This is a genomic window from Psychrobacter sp. CX18, assembly GCF_057396215.1.
In genome coordinates this window covers 1-19,033 of record NZ_JBXYJH010000020.1, presented here as the reverse complement: position 1 = coordinate 19,033, position 19,033 = coordinate 1, and the positions used below count along the sequence as shown (strand labels likewise).

Here is a 19,033-nt window from a genome sequence, read left to right as displayed (position 1 = left end):
ATCTCTTGAGATAAACATTCCCATATCATTATCATAATAGCGATAACGATTGTAATGTAGCCCTGTTTCACTATCAAAGCTCTGTCCTTGGAAACGTATCGGCTGTAGTTGATTTGAAGCGATCTCTAATTCGCCTATATTTTGCGTAATATACTTTTCTTTATAAATCTCACCCCACGACTCATAGTCAGCCAACCAAACCACCTCACCATTTTCATTGGTTAACTCATTAGGCGTGCCGAGATGATCATTATGATAGTAGTACACCTGTATGCTTTGATTATCATCATCTTTTAACCACACTGCTCTAGCAATAGGTGCAAAGCTGTTTTGATCGTATATGGTAGTGAACACTTGATCATCAGTATATTCTTGGATCGCTTTGTCACCATCCCAGAGCACATGAGTAGCGTTACTTTGAATACTATCTTTTTGGTTGATGTTACTTTGTTTGTGAATACGCCGTCCAAAGGCATCATAATAGTAATGCGTAATGGTTGTGGTAGTATCGCTACCTTTATGATGTATAAGCTCTGTTTTGATCAACTCGTTATTAGGGTTGTAGCTAAAGTTTAGTTCTTTTCTAAACTGAACCAGGCTATTGTTTGATTGATGATTCGCTAATTGAGTTTTATCGGCTGTGATTAGTTTATGTACGACTCTGCCATGTTCATCATAACGGTAGCGTATGAGTTTACCATCGCTAATCAGTTCGGTAGGTCTACCTTTAATGCTGAATTGAGTAGGATTGTTTTGATTGGCAGATGTAGCAGTGTCTTTAGCAGACACTCGGTTACCTGTGGCGTCAAAGGCAAACTGTTCTACGATACTGCTGTTTTGGCTCCCTAGTATGTGATCGGTAAGACGGCCTAGTGCGTCATATTGATACTGATGACGACGTGTATACTGATCGGATGTGTCATTCATACCTGTGAGCAAGGTATGACCTTGGATGTCTGTTAGCTGTCCTAATGGATCATATTGATATTGACGGCTGATTACTATATGTTCATCTTTACTGCTGTGTTGTTTTCTTAATCTCCCCATAGGATCAATATCAAAGACGCTGTGTAAGTTTCCTTGTTGTCTTGATACTTCAAGGTGCAGTCTATTTCGTTCACTATGACGTAGTTCGATATTCTGCTCGGTGGTGGGATCAAATAGACTTTGATTAAATAAATGACCAGAGCCGTAATGCAGTTGTTTGATGACTTTACCATCAGGTAAGGTGGTGGCTATGCGGTTACCAATGTCATCGTATTGATGCTGTAGAACTAAGGATTGTGGTTGATTGATTCCATTATGTGTGTTGATTTGTGTTTCTTTAATAAGCTGATTATTAGCGTCGTATTCAAATTCTATAGTGCTTTGAGAGTTGGTAGCTGTTAATAATTGACCCGCTTTATTAAATGTATATTCGGTACGAATCTTTTGTGACGAGTCTTTACTCTCCTGTACTTTGATTTGACCAGCTAGGTCACGCTGATAGCTTAAGTGACGCTGTTTGTCAGTGGGCAGATGCGGGTTATCGATCTGGTGTATTAAATTGCCAAGTGGATCATATTGATACTGACTTTGATAGTTATCGAAACGAATTTCACTTATTAAACGATCACCTTTATCATATTTAAATACCCACACTTCGTCATTTTGATTATTGAGTTTGCTCAGGCGGCGATAGGTATCATAGCTGTATGTGATATTATTTCCAAGTGTATCTGTCTGTTGCAATACTAATCCGTCTATGTCGTATTGGGTAGAGGTTTTAGTAGCTAATCTCTCATCTTCTTTATGGATCAGTTGACCATATTCATCGTACTGCATGACAATGGAGTTGCCATCAGGATATTCTATACGATTTACAAGCGAATCAATCCATGGCTTGCTATCATCATAGTGATAAGAGATCGTACTCCCCTCAGCGTCTACGACGTGTTGTAAGCGCAGCATATTATCATATTGGTAGCTAGTTTTATAACCACTACAGTCTGTTTGGCTGATTAGGTTACCAAATTCATCAAATTCAAAATTGAACTCACTGCCATTGGCAAGTATTTGTTTTATTAAATTTCCATGCTTGTCGTATCTAAACTCCTTGCTTTGGTTAAGTGGATCAGTGATCTTAGTCAGCTGCCCCTTATCATCATAGGCAAACTTACGCGTATTACCTAGGGCATCCTTAGTTGCTAAAAGCATGTTTCCAGCATATTTGTAATGGACTGTTCTATATTCTGCTTGATTAGTTTCTGAGTCTTTTGAAATTAATACCCTTTGACTCGTAAGCTGACTACCTTCGAACTCATATTCGGTAATACCACCGTTTGCATCCTCCACTTTTATCAGTCGATCTAGATGGTCATGTGTCATCCGGGTGACATGGCCTAATGGGCTTGTATATTGTTTTAATATAAAACTATCATCGTATAAGTATTCACTTTGACGACTATCAGAATTTTCTGGCTGTTCAGTGACTATTGTCCTTTTATATTTGGTACCATCTTTTGCAGCGCCATTACTATATTCAAAAGTATAATCAAGCCCATTGCTTATTGTTTGTTTGACGACTCTTGATGATTTAGCGTTTAGGGTTTGATCATATTGATAATTTACTTCAAGCCCACGTGGCGTTTTTTGCCATGTCATAATGTGATCATTATAGGCAAACTGTCGCACGAGATGATTGTATCGGTGTACTGCTATAAGGTCGCCCTCATCACTGTAACTATAACGAGCAAGCTCAATGTTAGGCTGATCTGAATGAACTTGATTCAGTTGCGTTAATCTAGGCTGGTTGCCAATCATTTCAAAGTTTAGCTCATATCGGTTATTACTAGAATCCTCTATATTGGTTGGCAGATGCGCTGTAGCACTCTCTTTACTCATATAATAAATCTTTATATGATGACCGTACCGAGTACTTAGCTGGGAAGGCAATATTTGTATAGAACTTTTAGATGCAAAAATATGAGAAAACTGCATGCTCGCACCTTCAAACAGGTTATAGTCTGCCGAAGTAGGATAATGCACACCTTGATATAAAATGAAATCAAAGCTCTCAAGGTTGTTATTTATATTCATAGATTGCGAGTGACGAGTTTTAGGCAATCTATACAATGTTAAACCTGCATAAGGCTGAATGACAGACTCACCAGGTTTAGGTAGATTAAATGCAAGCTTTCTACCTGTATTGTCTATTAAATATATTCGGTTATTATCACTATCTAATTCAAGCTTCTGCTCATAACCTTGTATGGTCCAGCCCTGTCCGAACCAGCCTTTATTGCTGTTTTGACTATTATACATGCGCTTTAAGACAAACGGCAGATACCCTTTTCCAGCATAATCCAAATCGTCATTACCAAATAATACTTTGCAGCCTTGTAATACATTGACAGGAGCGCCAGCAGTGGTTTCAACCACATCTCCTGTTTTACAAGGACAATCTGCTTCAGGTTTTAAACTTTCATCAATAGTCTCAGGACCGAAGTTCATCCTAAAGTCTTCTTTTTGTAACTTATCTTGCATAAGCATGAGGGAATTAAATGAACCCCCACCCCCACTGCCCCAATCCACTTTACTGGCTTTATACCCTGCTTGAGCAGGCGTAATTAGAGTCACATTACCCCCACTCATCTCAATACCACTACCCGCCGCTTTTAGACTGAGCGTGTCAGGGGCGATAATCTCTATCTCATCGCGGCTATGGATGCGTAGTACTTGTTCACTGTCTAGCCGCATTTGATCCGTGTGGGCTTGTAAGGTCACATCACCATGAGCGGCGGTGTGGGTCTGGGCTTTATTGCTGTAATAATGGATGTCCCCTGCCACGATTTGATTGAGCTGGGTTTGACTATGGTAATAGGTGTTATCTGTGCTATGGCTGTGGCTGCTTTGAGTACTGGTATGTTGGCTGTGTTGACCCGTTAATAAGGCTAGGTTGTGTTGTGAGTCTATTAGGATATGCGGCTGTGCCCATTGTCCAGACTCTAGTGCTTGGCTGTTGGTGTCTTGGCTGATACTTGCATAGGGAGTGCTCTCTACTGAGTCTTTAGAGTCATTGGCGACTCCGACCGGCTGATGCTGCTCAGCAAGTTGACTGTAAGCCAGTTGCTGTTGGTCGGCGGTTTGTAGTTTACTATGGCTGTGATGACTCATGTGGGCGTGAGTGTCTGCGCTATAGCTTGTGATGTGGATGCCACTTGCGCCTTGGATATTGCCGGCCGCTTTAGTCTCAAGGCTGATGCCTTGTCCTCGAGCGCTGCCTCTGCTGTGATCGGTGTGCTGGTGTAGGCCGCCAAGGGTTAGGCTGCTTTGATGGGCGGTGCTATATAGCTGACTTTGTGGATGGCTTGGGTGCTGGTCAAACATAAGCTGATTGTAGCCATTCATGTCACTGTCTTTATTGCTATCCCCTGTACGGCTAGTGTCGATGCTTTGGGTTTTGATGCCGTCTATGGGGTGGGCATGGGTCGGGTTGATAAACCAGACGGGGCTGGTAGCATCAATAAAGTCTGTGTCACTGGTAATTTGATTGTGCTGAGCATTGTCGTTACCTTGTCCGTTATGGGTACTGCCTATGATGATAGGCTGGGTGATATCACCGCCGATAAAGTCAACAAGGACGTGTTGCCCATGTCGCAGAGGGTGGGTTTGTCCCATGTGGTCCGCCACTAGGTGGCTGGATATGGGTATCCACTGGGCATCGTCTTGGCTGTCATCTGCAGTCTGCCAGTGATAGCGGATGTGTGCTCTGTGGTTGCGGTCGGTGCTGATGCTTTGAGTGTCATCGGCGATGATACTGGCACTCATAAGACCTGTAAGACTCGGGTGCGGTCGACCTAGGTGATGCAGTGCTTCTCCATAGGGGATGTGATGGTTGTGGGGATATGGCTGATAGAGTGCGGTGATGTGATGCACCTGATCACTGCCTGTGTCTTCTTGGGCTAGGCATGGCTGTAAGGTGTTGGGGTCAAGGGGCGTACTACCTAGCCAGTTGATGGGTAGATGGTTGTTAATCTGATGATGAATGGCGCTGATGCTAATGGGATCTGTTTGGTACGGGTTACCACTGATGTAGTGGCTGCTGGGTAGGCTTAGGTGACGGATGTTGCCTTCTATGAGCCCGCTATTGGCCTCTTGGCTATGCCACTGCTGAATACGGGTGGCGAGCTGGTTCATGCCGTCATCATTTAGCCGCGTATGACTGTGGATAAATCGGGTCTGGGCGGTTGACTGTTTGTGGCTATGTTCGCTTTGGTGACTACCGGTGTAATGGTCGGTCAGGCGGTTGTCATAGCGGTATAGGTCGGTTTGGGTGATGTGGTGCGCTGTGTTCGGGATTAGGGCGGTGATGCGGTCTTGGGTATCAGCAAGATTGGCTGGGTTTTGGCTGAGGATGCTGCTGATGTCACTGCTGTCAGGATGCAGTGCTTCATTATCGTGTGGTATGAGTATCAGGGTGTGGTTGTCGTCACTGTGCTGATAGTAGCCTGTGATACCGTAAAGACTTAGTTGCCAAGTAAGGTAGGCAAGATCGGTTTGGTTGTATTGGACGCTGTGCTGTATGTGGATGTCATTTAGGGCATCATCGAGTTGGTAGTCAAAGCTATAGGGGGCAAAGATGTCTTGTATCAGCTCGCTTAGACTTAAGTGGTGATGGCGGCGGTTGTGGCTGTTTAGGCGAAGTTGGCTTAGGGCGGGTTCACAGGTGATGCGGTAGGCGGCCATGCCTTGGTTGCTGCCTAAAGATACAGCTTCGGTAATGATACTGTTACGGGTTTGTATTTGATGGCTGTGGGTGCCCCAAGTTAGTGTGATGCCCTGCCCTATCCAGTCTTGAATGTCAAGGTTTGCGTTTTCATGGATTAGGGTAAGCTGGAAGCGGTAGCCACAATATAGGCTCATCTGACGGGCTTGATAGCTTTGATCTGTTTGATTATGATGATATGGACTGGGATAGTGGCTGATAGTTGGCATGAGTTCTGGTATGTCCCAGACACTATCAGGCAGCTTACTACCAAGTAGGCTTTCGCAGAGGTGGGCACTGCTGATAAGACTGCTGTTTATGTCTTGGTTGTCAGAGCTTAGTTGTAGATGACGATTGGTTTGCGTCCACACCATAACAGCTTCCTTTAATATTTTTAAAATTCATGGATATTTTTGTTTGAGTGAGCTTTGATAGCCATCGTTTAATAGCCCTCACTTTGCTGATTGGGATCTTGTGGTTTTTCTATACCAATAATGTCCGATAAGGCACTCAGCTGGTCTGGATTTTTTATAACATGCGTTAGCCATTCATCAAGCGGCATGTCTGCCCAGTCTATGGCACGCTTTAATAGGAAGGTGACTGGACTGTGCGGTTCGTTAACAGCAAAGTAGGTTTGTATTTGTCCTAGCAGCTTTAAGGCTTGCTGACGGTTGGCTTGGTGGTTTTGATTGTTTGGGCTGAAGTCTGCGACTTGGCTTATCTGGCTTAGCTGCTGAGGACTTGAAGCGATAGAGGCTGGGTTTGACTCGGTATCGCTTTGTTCATCAGTTTCTGAAAGTTGTCCTTGAGCTTCGTATGCTTGCGGTAATAGCGTACTAAGATGGGTATTTAGAGTAGTCAGTATGTCACTGACGGGAGCAAATACAGGAGCGTCCTCTCCCATAAGTTCATTAAGCTGGTCCGTTAGGATTGTCCAAAGCTCGATCATCTCTTGTAACTGACCTATGAGCTGTTGTTGCCAGCTACTGCTACTATTTCGGATAGCTTGGTGGTAGTCACTTAAAGCTAAGCCTTCTGACTGGCTATCAGGATCTTGTTGGCGCTGTTTATCATGATTACGAGCACTTAAGTAAGTATTATAATTAAAGCTATAATGATCATTATCAGATAAGGGCAGCTGCTTTAGATCCTCGGTCAGTGCTTTTACAAACCATGAATAAAGACCCGCTCTAATATCCATACTGTCTTCTTCATCCAAAGAGGGATGCATGCTGGTCCAATAGGTCTCATTGAGCGCTTGAAGAAAAGCAATCCCATGGATAATGCCGCTGAGATGATCAGTATGTACAAGGGCATCGACATACCATAATGCTAACTTTAAGTCTTTACTAATCGTCGCCAATAGTGATGCACTTTCATTTTTTACAAAGTCCCAATCGGCAACTTTAAGCTCTGTCACCCAGTCGCCTTGAGCGAGTAAGGGATCGTCTTCGCTGCGGGCAGCTAGAATAGCATCAATACGGGGGTCAAAAGTTAAGTCATCACCTACCCCTGCATCTGTCCCTTCAATGGGCGCTATGAGCTTTGAGATGTCCATTAATTGTGGTTTATTCATCATCTGCCACCTCGCCTAGATCCGACTGTGTCTGGTCTGCTGGGGTATCTGTTTGTGCCAAACTGTCCGCTGTTTTACTACTGTCATCACTTTGTTGCGCCATCTGATTAAGTGGTACGATGGGGCTGGTGTCTAATACATAAACAAAATTATCTTGATCATCAACATCAATGGTTATTTTAGTGAGTAGCTGCTTGCTTTCATCATAGCTTAGTAGCTCATTTGCCAGTTGTGGCAATAACGTATGACTGATGATGGCATCTGCATTACGGGCGCCTGAATCTACCTCATAGCAGCGAGATAGTATAAGTTCAATGACATCTGGACTGATATCACACTCAACATCATAGCTGTCATGGATACGATGAATAATCTTATCAAGCTTCAGTCCAATAATGGACGCAAGCGCTTCATCAGTCAGTGGATAATACGGTAATACCGTTAACCGTCCTAAAAAGGCGGGTTTAAATGCTTTATACAACTGAGGATTGATTGCCTGTTTTAAGGTATCGCTATCAGGCAGTTCAAAATCAGTATTGTCTGGGTCAGTATTGATACACTGCTGCATGATGGTTGATGATCCCACATTGCTGGTGAGCAGTATAATAGTGTTTTTAAAATCAATAATACGCCCTTCAGAGTCCTCCATAACGCCTTTATCAAATACTTGATAAAATAGGTCTAATACATCTGGATGTGCTTTTTCAACTTCATCGAGTAATAAAACACTATACGGACGTCGACGCACCGCTTCAGTTAATACTCCGCCCTCGCCATATCCGACATAGCCTGGTGGCGACCCTTTAAGTGAGGCGACACTGTGCGCTTCTTGATATTCAGATAAGTTAATAGTAATAAGGTTACGCTCACCACCATACAACACTTCTGAAAGTGCTAATGCTGTTTCAGTTTTACCCACGCCACTAGGTCCAACTAACATAAATATTCCTTGAGGGCGGCTTGGATCATCAAGCCCTGCCTTAGCAGTGTGAATCCGTTTGACGATGGCTTCAATAGCGTGATCTTGACCAACAACACGCTGCTGCAAAGTATCTGCCAACTGTAGAATGTTGTTTTTTTCATCTCCTGCCATATCATTGAGCGGTATACCCGTCCAATCAGCGATAATCTGTTTAATAACCTGACGATCAAGCACCGAGTGAACAAGATTGTAAGATAATTGTGCCTGCTTTAGCGCCTGCTCTACATTTTGATACTCTTCTTGAACGTCAAGTCTCTTATTAGCATCAAGATCCCCTATTAGCTGCTTATTTAACGCATTAAGTTGCTGACTTAGTTGACGCTGCTCCTCCCATGCCTCACTCATTATTGCGATAGTCTGATCATTTTCTTGACGTTGCTCATCCAACACTGCAATTTGTTGACTCAGTTTTTCTTTATCTTCAACATTTCCGGTGCGCTCTAATTGCTGATCTAGGCTGCTAATATGCTGCTCTAATTGAGTTTTTTTAGCTTGCAGCATATCTAGCTTATTTGGCATTGAGGTCTTGGACAGACTCACTCGAGCTGCGGCTGTATCAAGTACACTAACGGCTTTATCAGGTAACTGTCTATCGCTGATATAACGGGCTGATAGCTCTACCGCAGCCAATAAAGCATCATCTTGGATAACAATATCAAAGTGATCTTGCATTTTTTGACTCAAACCACGAATCATGGCCACCGCAGTATCGATATCTGGCTCTTCAACTTTGACGACTTGAAAGCGTCTTGAAAGCGCCGCATCTTTTTCAAAAAACTTTTTATATTCCGACCAAGTAGTCGCTGCAATAGTACGCAACTCACCTCGTGCTAATGCTGGTTTTAATAAGTTGGCAGCATCATTTTGACCGGCTTGCCCGCCAGCACCAATCATAGTATGCGCTTCATCAATAAACAATATAATCGGTTTGGTCGATGCTTGAACCTCTTCAATAACTTGTTTAAGACGATTTTCAAACTCACCTTTTACACTTGCCCCTGCTTGTAATAGACCTAGATCCAAGCTACGAATAGTCACATCTTTTAGCTGGTCAGGGACGGTGCCAGCTACAATTTTTTGTGCCAGCCCCTCTACAACAGCCGTTTTACCAACACCTGCCTCCCCTGTCAAAATAGGATTATTTTGTCGACGTCTTATAAGGATATCGATCAACTGATGAATTTCAAATTCACGGCCAATCACAGGATCAATTTGATCATCCTTCGCTTTCGCTGTTAAATCATGGGTGTATTTATCTAAAGCGGGAGTTTCAAGCTTATCGGAGATAGCGTCATCTTCACTATGAGATTCATCGTGATAAGAACTAGAACTATCTAGGTTGCCTTGCTCTTGTTTTAAATTGTTCTGAGCCTCAGTACTGCCATCGCATAGAGTTTCGTAATCTTCTTTTAAAGCAATAACGTCAATATATTTAAATTCAGAGGGCAGTTCATCTAATAAAGAGGTATATTCTTTAAAGCTTAGTAGTACTAATAAAACATGACCAGATCGTATCTGTATTTTTGCAGAAGTAGTGTTACCTTGCGTACTGGCTACCTGCCATGCCTCTTCAAGAAGCGTCATTAAGCGATCACTAAATACTGGCGTTGAGCCACTGGCTTTGTCAAAAATAGCTAAATTGTTTTCCAAGCTATGTAACACGTTTTTTTTATTAATTTTTGTATATTTTAAAATATAGTCCACATCATTATGAGGGATATTTAATAATTCATATATTAGGTGAACAACATCCACCTCTTTATGGCCTAGATTGATGCATAATCGTGCTGCTTGTTGCAGGCTTTGACGGCAACTTGGGCTTAAACGGGTAATCACTGCTTTTAACTGGCTCATGCAATATCCTTTTATGAGTTCTTTACTTTTAATTATTCTAACAATTTTACTTAAGAAACTCTTCTTAACAAACAAATTTATATTATTAAAAACTATTAACACGTCATTACGCTAGAAGACAAACAGTTATCTATAAAACGAATGAACGAGACACATTCTTAAATAGGCAATAAATACCGAGTATCGTCATGGTGCCGCTTTGCAGGTTTTGACATCAAAAAGCCGCCGCGTCCCAAGCTACCAAAACTTGATTCAGTTAATGAAGTCGCTTTGATATACTTTTTATCGAGCTCTAATTGCACTTCAACCGCTAGCATCACCCCGCACCACTTACGCACAAAATCAACAATTAGCTGGTACATATCTCCATTAGGTAGCAATCTTAAGTAATAATTAGCAGACAATTGAAATATTTTTATTCTAATCTTAGTATCATATTGCACCACTCGGCTGCCACAAAATGTGGATACCCCAAGACCAGCATTTTGTTTACCCACTGCTGTTTGCTCATCACTAGGTAATTCAAACCATTCAGGTACAAATTCATCGACACCCACCTTTATACCCAAAAAATTTGATAAAACATGGGAAATTTGATGAGATGTCACTCGTCCAGGGACGATCATGCCTGCATAGGCGATTAAACTGTCAATAGAGTTGACTTTTTTGGGCTGTTGAGCAAGGGCACGTAAGCTTAGTAGATATCTGTCTTTCTTAGTATTCAGCTCATACTGAAGGGGTAAGTTGTAGAACCAGCTAGCATCTATATATAGCTCTGTTAAGCGGTGGTTAAATAAATCCAAAAATTCAGGGGCAGCCTTATCTTTTGAATGATTCACACGAGAGGACAAATAGTCTGTGTATAAAGACGGTAATGCGGATATAGGACCAGTCAATCCGATAATTGACGGATATAATTCAACACAATGACTATAACCCGTAGAATCTACATCATTATTATTGTTTAAATCACCTTTGAGCTCTTCTTGAGGTAGCAGCTTCATTGATTCGATTTCTGCTAATGGAAAAGCGAGAGACAAAGAAGCACGATACTTAACTCTTAGGGGATGGTTACCCAGTAGCGACTCATGATGTATTAACCGAACAGCTTGAAGTAACTCATAGCGTTGAGGTTGATTTAAAAGCTCTTTTAAATAAGAGGATTGAGACCACTTCGTGGCTGACATCTATGAACCTCCTCTTTTGTGCTTGCGTCAATAACAACTAACTCAACAAAACTATTCAAGCTAGCATGATAGCCAAATACACGGGACAGCAAATGAGCGACTTGACGAATGCTCACTTCAGCAAATTTTTTTCTATCAATAGTAATTTCTATCAAAGTACCACGCACATACCCAGGCTGTGGATCACGATGGATCCGTCTGACTTTCACACCAGTATTTACCGCTATAATCCCTTCAATTAACTTCCTATTAGCAGCAGATTGTTTGATATCATAAAGGGTTAACAGCTCTTTCATAAGAGCGGCATTTTGAGATGCTAAAGATAGAAAGTTTAAACTGATTAACGATATTAATCGCCAACGTTCGTCACCAGTATAGTCAAAGCGGGCTGTCTTACTAGGCTGTTGCAATAGTGACAAACTGGTAAATCCAGTTGCCCCTTCTGCAAATAAATCTCCGCGACTTTGGCCAAATAATACCTGAGAAGGTAGGTCCCTATTTGTACACAACAGAGAGGTACTCATACTTACTGTGCCACCGTGGGACTCTCTATTCTTTTCAACAAACATAATCTGGTATTCATAACCCTGATGATACTCTGCCATATCTTTATCACGTTTGACATGGTAATAACGCCCTTTGTCTTGTTGTTCAAAATGATTCAGGGCATAAAAAGGGTGATATTGACGTTGTACCAATTGGCTATCGACATGTTTGGATTCAATAACTTTTTTGACACTATATATCTCATATTGATGCAATGAATGTGTGTCTGGCACCAAGTCATAATAAACTTTAGTATGATTGACCTGAATGGGCTTTGCTGATACCGAAAAAAGATTAACTACAGGCGTGCAAAATAATTTGATACTATTACGACCCAGTTGTTGCAAATTTTTGAGTTTAATACTATTCTTTTTATCAAACTTAAAATAACAACTGAGCTCAATTCCTTTGCTATCAAACTTAAACCTTGAAGGCAACATGGAGAGATCTAGGCGTAAAAAATTAAACTTTTGCGGAAAGTAAAAATACTCTTTTAACAAGTTTGACGCAGCATTACTAATATTTTCTTGAGGTAATAGCTGTTGCTCAATATCAAATCCTAATAATTTAAAAGGCGTTCCATTGATACTATGTGAACCCTCCTCTGTCCGTCTAATACCTTTAATCACCGTATGTTTAACGTCATACCTCAACAAATCCCATAAACTGGCACCTTGACTGGCATCTTCATCAATATATAGATCGAGAGGATGTTCTTTAAGGGTACTGAGATCAAATCCTTCATTAAGAGATTTAAATGTCATCTTTATACAGCCATTAAGATAGCCATATTTGTCATCATAAATATCTTGACCTATTTCAAAGGAAACATCCTCAATATCAAGAGGAAACAAGGTGACATCTTGCGAAGATTGAAACTGACATGCCGTACCTTTTATTTTTTGAGTTGAAAAGCTGGTATGACGAGGCACTAAGATAGGTTGACTCAATGAGCTGGCTTTAACGCCTAAATTGTACTGAGCGATTGATACAGAAGGGAAAGGCTTTAGGTAATCTGGATAGATAACTTCTAGCAATGACTCTGTAAAATCAGCATAAGAGTCATCGAGTTTTTTATTAATTCTTGCGCTGATAAGAGAAAAGGCTTGGATTAACCGTTCAATATGAGGGTCATCTACAGTATCCTGAGCCATTAAAAGACGATTTGCAATTTTGGGATATTTTTTCGCAAAGGCTTTTGATTGCTTATTAAATAAGCTTAATTCATGTTCGAAATAGGGTAATAGGCTGTCCATAATATCTCTTACATATCAGATGATTCGGTATAGGACTATTTAATTTCATATCGTTGCGAGCTAGGTTCAAAATAGGCATCAAAACTAACCAATTCTTGGGAAGGGTAAACTTTAAGTAATGCCTCTATGGAAAAACATAGTTGATTAACTTCGACTGCCGCAATATCCAAGCTAACTTTAACGTTTTTAAGTCGAGAATCTTGACGCTCAATAGTTTTTGATATTTGACGACAGATATAATCACAATCAGCAGGATTTGAGCTACTGAGCCCAACAAAATCTAAAATGCCAAAATTCAATATAGAGGCTTTGGTTAACGCAAACTCATCGAGTTTATTGGATATAACAGATCGTGTGTTCAAAAGGTATTCCAAGTCACGGGCTACAGATGCTTTTAATTCTTCTATATTTAAACGTTTAACCACTCTTTCATCTTCAATGAGGCTTGGCTTATCATCAAATAATTGTTCAAATAAATTTGGCCTAAAGCCTATGTTGTTATTGTTTAAATTATTCATTAGTCCCATCTTTCAAGCCTTATACCAACTTTATAAATGAACGCTAAAAAAAACCTATTTTGACAGGCTTGCTGAACCTACAGTTTGTCTCATTAGCACTTGCCGTCTTTGATACGTAAATTTGTAGATTTAGTATCACATAAAAATTTTAAAAAAAAGAAAGGCCTATGATAAACCTTTCTTTATATACAGAGTGAATATTTAAAAGACACCGATATTTACCCCTACGAGGTATAAGTGGCTGTGTTATTAGCAAGAGACCACTTCTTGGTAACAGCACCTTTAGCAGTACCATCGATATCTTGCTGTGTGTAAGTCCATTCTACAGCTGCATACTTAAGACCAAACTGCTCAGTCGGTACACCTTCTTCTTGTACTGATGGATTGACGAAAGAGATCAATGCGTGTTTCAATTTAACTTCAAGATATTTAACGCGCTTATCACCATTAGCACGATAGAAGTCAACTTGGATCTCATCAAAAGTATAACCAGCAGAACAGGCTTCCCAAAGTTTCGGACTGGTTGAGTCTAAATCTTTCATGAAGGTCATGTCTGAGTGCTCACAACGCTCTGACGTATGACCGCCAACGCTACTTGCAGTGGCTGACTTAGGTTGGCGAATCAAATGCTCCCAAGTGTTGACTTCAAGCCATCCTCTATGCTCGCTATCGCGCGATTCGCCATCAATTTTGTATTTACCTCTAAACTGAATATAAATATCTTTCATACCATTACCTTTAGTAAGTTTTTAATTGAAAAAATAAGCTACCTGTTACTAGATTGCGGTAGTTGAGTCACCAATCGCAAAGAAACAGAAAGCTCATCGAGTTGAAAATGTGGTCTTAAAAAAACCACTGACTTGTAGACACCAGGTTTACCTGGTACTTCCACAACTTTTACTGACGCTTCACGTAAAGGATACTGTGCTTTTGCTTCTTGCGATGCACCATCGTCAAGTAGCACATAGCGTGAAATCCAATCGTTAAGAAAGGTTTCAACATTTCCTGAAGCTAAAAAGCTTCCTACTTTATCGCGCATCATAGCTTTTAGGTAATGTGCAATGCGTGAAACTGCCATAATATATTGTAATTGAGTAGACAATACCGCATTCGCATTAGCGTCATCGTTTTGATAGGTCTTAGCTTTTTGAGTTGACTGTGCGCCAAAAAATGCGGCATAGTTAGTATTTTTACAATGAACTAAAGGTATAAACCCTAAATCACTAAGCTCTTTTTCTCGTCGATCTGTTATGGATATCTCAGTTGGACATTTAAGTGCCAAGTCCCCCTGATCTGTTTTGAAGGTATGTACAGGTAGGCCTTCTACTAAGCCTCCACCTTCCACACCGCGAATAGCTGCACACCAACGATAATCCGAGAAAGCCGCTGTTAATCTTGAAGCAAAAGCATAAGCGGCATTGACCCATAAGTAGTCATTATGATCAGCGCCAGAAACATCTTCTACAAAATTAAACCCTTCAACGATAGTGCCTTCCTTAGGGTTGTAAGGAATTCGTCCTAAAAACCTAGGAACAGTTAAAGCAACGTAACGAGAATCCTCTGATTCTCTAAATGCACGCCATCGGATATATTCTGCAGTTTCAAAAATCTTAGATAAGTCTCTGGGACGACCAATATGCGTAAATGAGTCTAAACCAAACATCTCAGATGATGCTGCAGATATAAATGGGGCATGGGCAGCAGCTGCCACATGTGACATTTGCTCTAACAAATAAATATCTGAGTTTTGACGAGTGAACTCGAAATCACCAATTAAGGCGGCATACGGTTCACCACCAAAGCTACCGAACTCTTCTTCATATATCTTTTTAAATAAAGTACTTTGATCAAAATCTATAGAAGATTGGAAATCTTTTATAAGCTCTTTCTTATTAGTATTTAACATGCGTATCTTTAGCATTGATTCAGATGGTGTCTGGCTACATAGATAATGCAGACCACGCCAACTCGACTCAAGTTTCTGAAACTCTGGGGCATGCATAATAGTACTGAGTTGCTTCGAAATTAAAGCATCAATTTGAGCAATACGATCGTCAATAGAAGCTGCTAAATTTTCTGAAATAGTGACGGTACCTTGCATGACCTCATTTGCAAGTTCAGAGATTTGAGTCTTTGCACGTATTTTTTCTTCCTCAGACTTAGCAATGTTACTCTGGTTAACAATGTCCTCTAATAAATCATAATCGGCTTCAGGTGTTGAGACACTTTGTAGGCTTTGCATACTCATAAACTATTCCTCACCCTTATTATTATTTCCTGCCATTTTCTTAACTTGTTCAGTATTTTTCAGCACATCATCCAATAAATCTTCAAGTTTTTCATTGGCTGAAATTTTATTTCTAAGATCGGCTAAACGTTCACGGGCTTGGACCAGCTGGCGAAGAGGTTCGACTTGGTCGGCAACAGCTTCTGGACGAAAATCATCAATACTATTGAAAGACAGATCAACAGCAAACTCGCCTTGCTTCTCGCTCAATTCATTAGCTACCCTAAAGGTTGCTCGTGGTGCAAGTCCAGACATCACTTCATCAAAGGTATCTAAATCAACTTCAACAAATTTCTTGTCTTTGAATCTGGGTTGTTCTTGAGTTGAGTCTCCGGAAAACTCACCCATTACGCCCACAACAAAAGGTATTTCTTTAGTTTCAATAGAGTCTCCTATTTCAACGTCATACGTTAGATGGACTCTAGGCGCGCGAACCTTAGCTAACTTTTTTTGTACACTGTCTTTATTTGCCATAATTTATTACCTAACTAATTTATGAATATATGAATATCTCTATCTAAAATGTATTTAAATATGTTAATAGGTTGTATTTGAATATTAATTTACTAAAACTTAAAAATAGCATATTTTATTCATTTTACAAACTATATTGGACTATTTATCTCAATATTTTAAAGGGATCATTTGAGGGTCGCTGGGTAGAAGGTGCTGCCGGTTTTGGTTTAGCAGCTGGCTGATTGACTCTTCTTGGAGGATTGGTTTTTTTGGGAGGAACAACTCGTCTAGTGCTAGACCTAGTTGAAGTAGTTCGAGTTGTCGATCTGGTTGTACGTTTTGTCGTCGTGTTATTGGATGCAGATCTTGAGTATCTCGTTCGGGTGGGCGCAGGTGGTTTTGGTAAAGACTCATCGTAATTGAACCCATACAATGAGCCATAAACCTTACTAAGCTGAGACTGATACTGTCTCGAGAAATCTTCGTCACTAATATCTTCAGCGTAACCTAATTCCAATTGACTTTCTGCTATGATCGTACTTCCCTTAAGTAATATAGAATATAGTTCATCGTTCTTAACACCCAAATCAATTGCTTCACTGGCTGCGAATAGAGCATAATCGATATAACCATACTCATTATATAATTTTGCCAACATCTCCCATGCCAATGCATCATCAGGATTTTCTTCTAATCTTTTATTTAATTGATCGACTAAATCATGCAACTCTTGGGATTCTAAAGTAACGTTTGAAGCTTTAAGTTGTTCATATTGATTAACGATACTTGCTTGAGGATCTTCTTCTATAATAGTTAACTCTGCATTCGCCAATTGACTATATCCTAAAACTCCAAACATACTTAAACTACTAACCATTAAGCTATTAAATATAGCTTTATAAGAGTACTTTAACAGATATTCCATTTGTGTATTCATTACTTTTTATCCGTTTACTTGATTTTAATCCGATTCTTCTTGACTTTGTGAATACTCAATTTGACTGATTGCGGTTGTAATTCTGGTCAGTTGATCTTTAATCGTATCTTTTTCATCATTGCTTAAACTTGAATTATCTTTATAGGTGTTCATATTCTGCTGCGTTATATTAATGGTTGATAGCATAGCTATTTTCCGCGCCTCTTCTGAATCACTTATACTCAGCGACGCTTCAGCAGCCCGTAAAGCCCTAGCGTAACGTTTTTCTTCATATAGCTTTTGAGCAACTTCCAACCATTCAGAACCATCTACAGAATCATTAAAATCTATATCTTGTTCATTATCTGCAAATAAATAGCTCAACGTTGGGGCACTTAATTCTGTTTCTATCACCATAGATGTTTTTTCAGAATCAGACCCCCCAAACAGTCCACAACTCATTAGAGAAAGCGTTGCTGTAAATAAAAAAGGGGTCACTATTATTTTAAAACAAGGTTGAAGTCTGCTATTCATAGTAATACTATCATTATTTAAGTAAAAGTTTAATATATTCAAATATGGTTTAATAATTAAATCTATTTTTCGATTATACATAGACTTGACAAAAATACAATAAACTCTATACTTTTTAAAGATATATTATATATTGTTATAATTCAATATAACCAATATTACAAAATTAATTTTAAGTATTCAATATTGATTATTAAATGTGTTTACCTAAACTTAATTCGTATCTATATATTTCAACTAAGTATTCATGGTATTACCACTTGGTCGTCACCAATATAATATAGCTTAACGCAACCGGACATCGCACCCATGCCACTGCAAACCAATCGTCTGCATCAACTCACTATAGACACGGACCACCTACCCCAAAGCGCTCTTTATCCACTAGCCTTTATCTGGCAATCTACCCTTAACCAGCCGCATCACGCTCATATCCTTGTCTATAGCACCTACCTTCTAACCGCCGATGATTGTCGATCGCAACTGGGCAACAGCCTATGTCTTACTACCTTAGATGCACAGCGCGAGCCCACAATCCGCACAGGCATCCTCCAAGCCATTCACTACCAACACTCAAACGGCCCCCTACACTTCTACCAGCTTGATGTCGTCAGCCCCGACTGGCTACTGACCCAATCGTGTCACACCCGTACCTTCATCAACCAGTCGCCCTTAGATATCATGACCACCATCCTGACCGATTATGACATTGACTGGCAACCGACAGATACCCTACTTGAGCACCCCCTCTTTAATCAGCCGCTTAGCCTGCGCACCCAAGCTGACACCAGTGACTGGGACTTCATCTCTGACCTACTTGCCGATATCGGTATCAACACCCTATGGCAATCAGGCGACTCTTTACAACAGCTTGGCACATGGCAACTACTCACCCCTGATGACAGCTTAGGGGACACCTGTTACTACAGCTACGCCCAAGCCTCCGTACAATCAGGACAAGACACCATAAGCCAGCTTCACCCAATGCATAAACAGCTGGGTAGTCAGCAAGTTATCGTGCGTAGTGATGGCTTAGAGACGGATACCCTCTATGAAGGTATCGCCACGGATGACTCCATTCTTACCACAGCAGACACAACCTTACTTATTGCTACCCCCTCCCGTGTGGGCAGTAGTGATACTGCGACGAGATTAGCCAAACAGTGGGTTGCTGC

12 protein-coding genes are annotated in these 19,033 nt (G+C 40.6%); 1 reads left to right on the top strand and 11 read right to left on the bottom strand.

Annotated elements, in window-relative coordinates; translation table 11 throughout:
- From AC2SLT_RS12630 to AC2SLT_RS12580, 11 genes are all read right to left on the bottom strand, one after another.
- Positions 1–6,120: contractile injection system protein, VgrG/Pvc8 family (locus tag AC2SLT_RS12630; protein WP_486548008.1), on the bottom strand; the 6,120-nt coding region annotated here is incomplete at its 3' end.
- A 68-nt stretch (positions 6,121–6,188) separates the two neighbouring features.
- On the bottom strand, positions 6,189–7,325 hold the full coding sequence (gene tssA, locus AC2SLT_RS12625) for a type VI secretion system protein TssA (protein WP_486548007.1): 1,137 nt from the start codon (positions 7,323–7,325) through the stop codon (positions 6,189–6,191).
- Positions 7,315–10,158, bottom strand: a complete 2,844-nt coding sequence (gene tssH / locus AC2SLT_RS12620) for a type VI secretion system ATPase TssH (protein WP_486548006.1) — start codon at positions 10,156–10,158, stop codon at positions 7,315–7,317. The genes tssA and tssH overlap by 11 nt, the downstream gene beginning before the upstream one ends.
- A 158-nt stretch (positions 10,159–10,316) precedes the next feature.
- Positions 10,317–11,345, bottom strand: a complete 1,029-nt coding sequence (gene tssG / locus AC2SLT_RS12615) for a type VI secretion system baseplate subunit TssG (protein ID WP_486548005.1) — start codon at positions 11,343–11,345, stop codon at positions 10,317–10,319.
- Positions 11,309–13,147: a type VI secretion system baseplate subunit TssF gene (tssF, locus tag AC2SLT_RS12610; RefSeq protein WP_486548004.1), complete on the bottom strand. Its 1,839-nt coding sequence runs from the start codon at positions 13,145–13,147 to the stop codon at positions 11,309–11,311. The genes tssG and tssF overlap by 37 nt, the downstream gene beginning before the upstream one ends.
- Before the next feature lie 35 nt (positions 13,148–13,182).
- Positions 13,183–13,665 (bottom strand): type VI secretion system baseplate subunit TssE, encoded by a 483-nt coding sequence (gene tssE, locus AC2SLT_RS12605; RefSeq protein ID WP_486548003.1) that lies wholly within the window; start codon positions 13,663–13,665, stop codon positions 13,183–13,185.
- Between the two features lie 224 nt (positions 13,666–13,889).
- Positions 13,890–14,393 (bottom strand): Hcp family type VI secretion system effector, encoded by a 504-nt coding sequence (locus AC2SLT_RS12600; protein WP_486548002.1) that lies wholly within the window; start codon positions 14,391–14,393, stop codon positions 13,890–13,892.
- A gap of 38 nt (positions 14,394–14,431) precedes the next feature.
- Positions 14,432–15,913: a type VI secretion system contractile sheath large subunit gene (gene tssC / locus AC2SLT_RS12595; protein ID WP_486548001.1), complete on the bottom strand. Its 1,482-nt coding sequence runs from the start codon at positions 15,911–15,913 to the stop codon at positions 14,432–14,434.
- A 3-nt stretch (positions 15,914–15,916) separates the two neighbouring features.
- Positions 15,917–16,426: a type VI secretion system contractile sheath small subunit gene (tssB, locus tag AC2SLT_RS12590; protein ID WP_486548000.1), complete on the bottom strand. Its 510-nt coding sequence runs from the start codon at positions 16,424–16,426 to the stop codon at positions 15,917–15,919.
- 145 nt (positions 16,427–16,571) lie between these two features.
- The gene (locus AC2SLT_RS12585; RefSeq protein ID WP_486547999.1) at positions 16,572–17,267 is read right to left on the bottom strand and encodes a tetratricopeptide repeat protein; all 696 of its coding nucleotides are present in this window, start codon (positions 17,265–17,267) and stop codon (positions 16,572–16,574) included.
- A 102-nt stretch (positions 17,268–17,369) separates the two neighbouring features.
- Positions 17,370–17,858 (bottom strand): hypothetical protein, encoded by a 489-nt coding sequence (locus tag AC2SLT_RS12580; RefSeq protein WP_486547998.1) that lies wholly within the window; start codon positions 17,856–17,858, stop codon positions 17,370–17,372.
- A gap of 309 nt (positions 17,859–18,167) precedes the next feature.
- Between AC2SLT_RS12580 and AC2SLT_RS12575 the strand changes: the two genes are divergently transcribed.
- A partial coding sequence (locus AC2SLT_RS12575; RefSeq protein WP_486547997.1) for a contractile injection system protein, VgrG/Pvc8 family occupies positions 18,168–19,033 on the top strand: 866 nt, incomplete at its 3' end.

Coding starts and splice junctions, on each gene's coding strand:
- tssG (WP_486548005.1), bottom strand. CDS start 11,345: ATGTCAGCCACGAAGTGGTCTCAATCCTCTTATTTAAAAGAGCTTTTA.
- AC2SLT_RS12585 (WP_486547999.1), bottom strand. CDS start 17,267: ATGTTTGGAGTTTTAGGATATAGTCAATTGGCGAATGCAGAGTTAACT.
- tssH (WP_486548006.1), bottom strand. CDS start 10,158: ATGAGCCAGTTAAAAGCAGTGATTACCCGTTTAAGCCCAAGTTGCCGT.
- AC2SLT_RS12600 (WP_486548002.1), bottom strand. CDS start 14,393: ATGAAAGATATTTATATTCAGTTTAGAGGTAAATACAAAATTGATGGC.
- AC2SLT_RS12580 (WP_486547998.1), bottom strand. CDS start 17,858: ATGAATAGCAGACTTCAACCTTGTTTTAAAATAATAGTGACCCCTTTT.
- tssA (WP_486548007.1), bottom strand. CDS start 7,325: ATGATGAATAAACCACAATTAATGGACATCTCAAAGCTCATAGCGCCC.
- tssF (WP_486548004.1), bottom strand. CDS start 13,147: ATGGACAGCCTATTACCCTATTTCGAACATGAATTAAGCTTATTTAAT.
- tssB (WP_486548000.1), bottom strand. CDS start 16,426: ATGGCAAATAAAGACAGTGTACAAAAAAAGTTAGCTAAGGTTCGCGCG.
- tssC (WP_486548001.1), bottom strand. CDS start 15,913: ATGAGTATGCAAAGCCTACAAAGTGTCTCAACACCTGAAGCCGATTAT.
- tssE (WP_486548003.1), bottom strand. CDS start 13,665: ATGAATAATTTAAACAATAACAACATAGGCTTTAGGCCAAATTTATTT.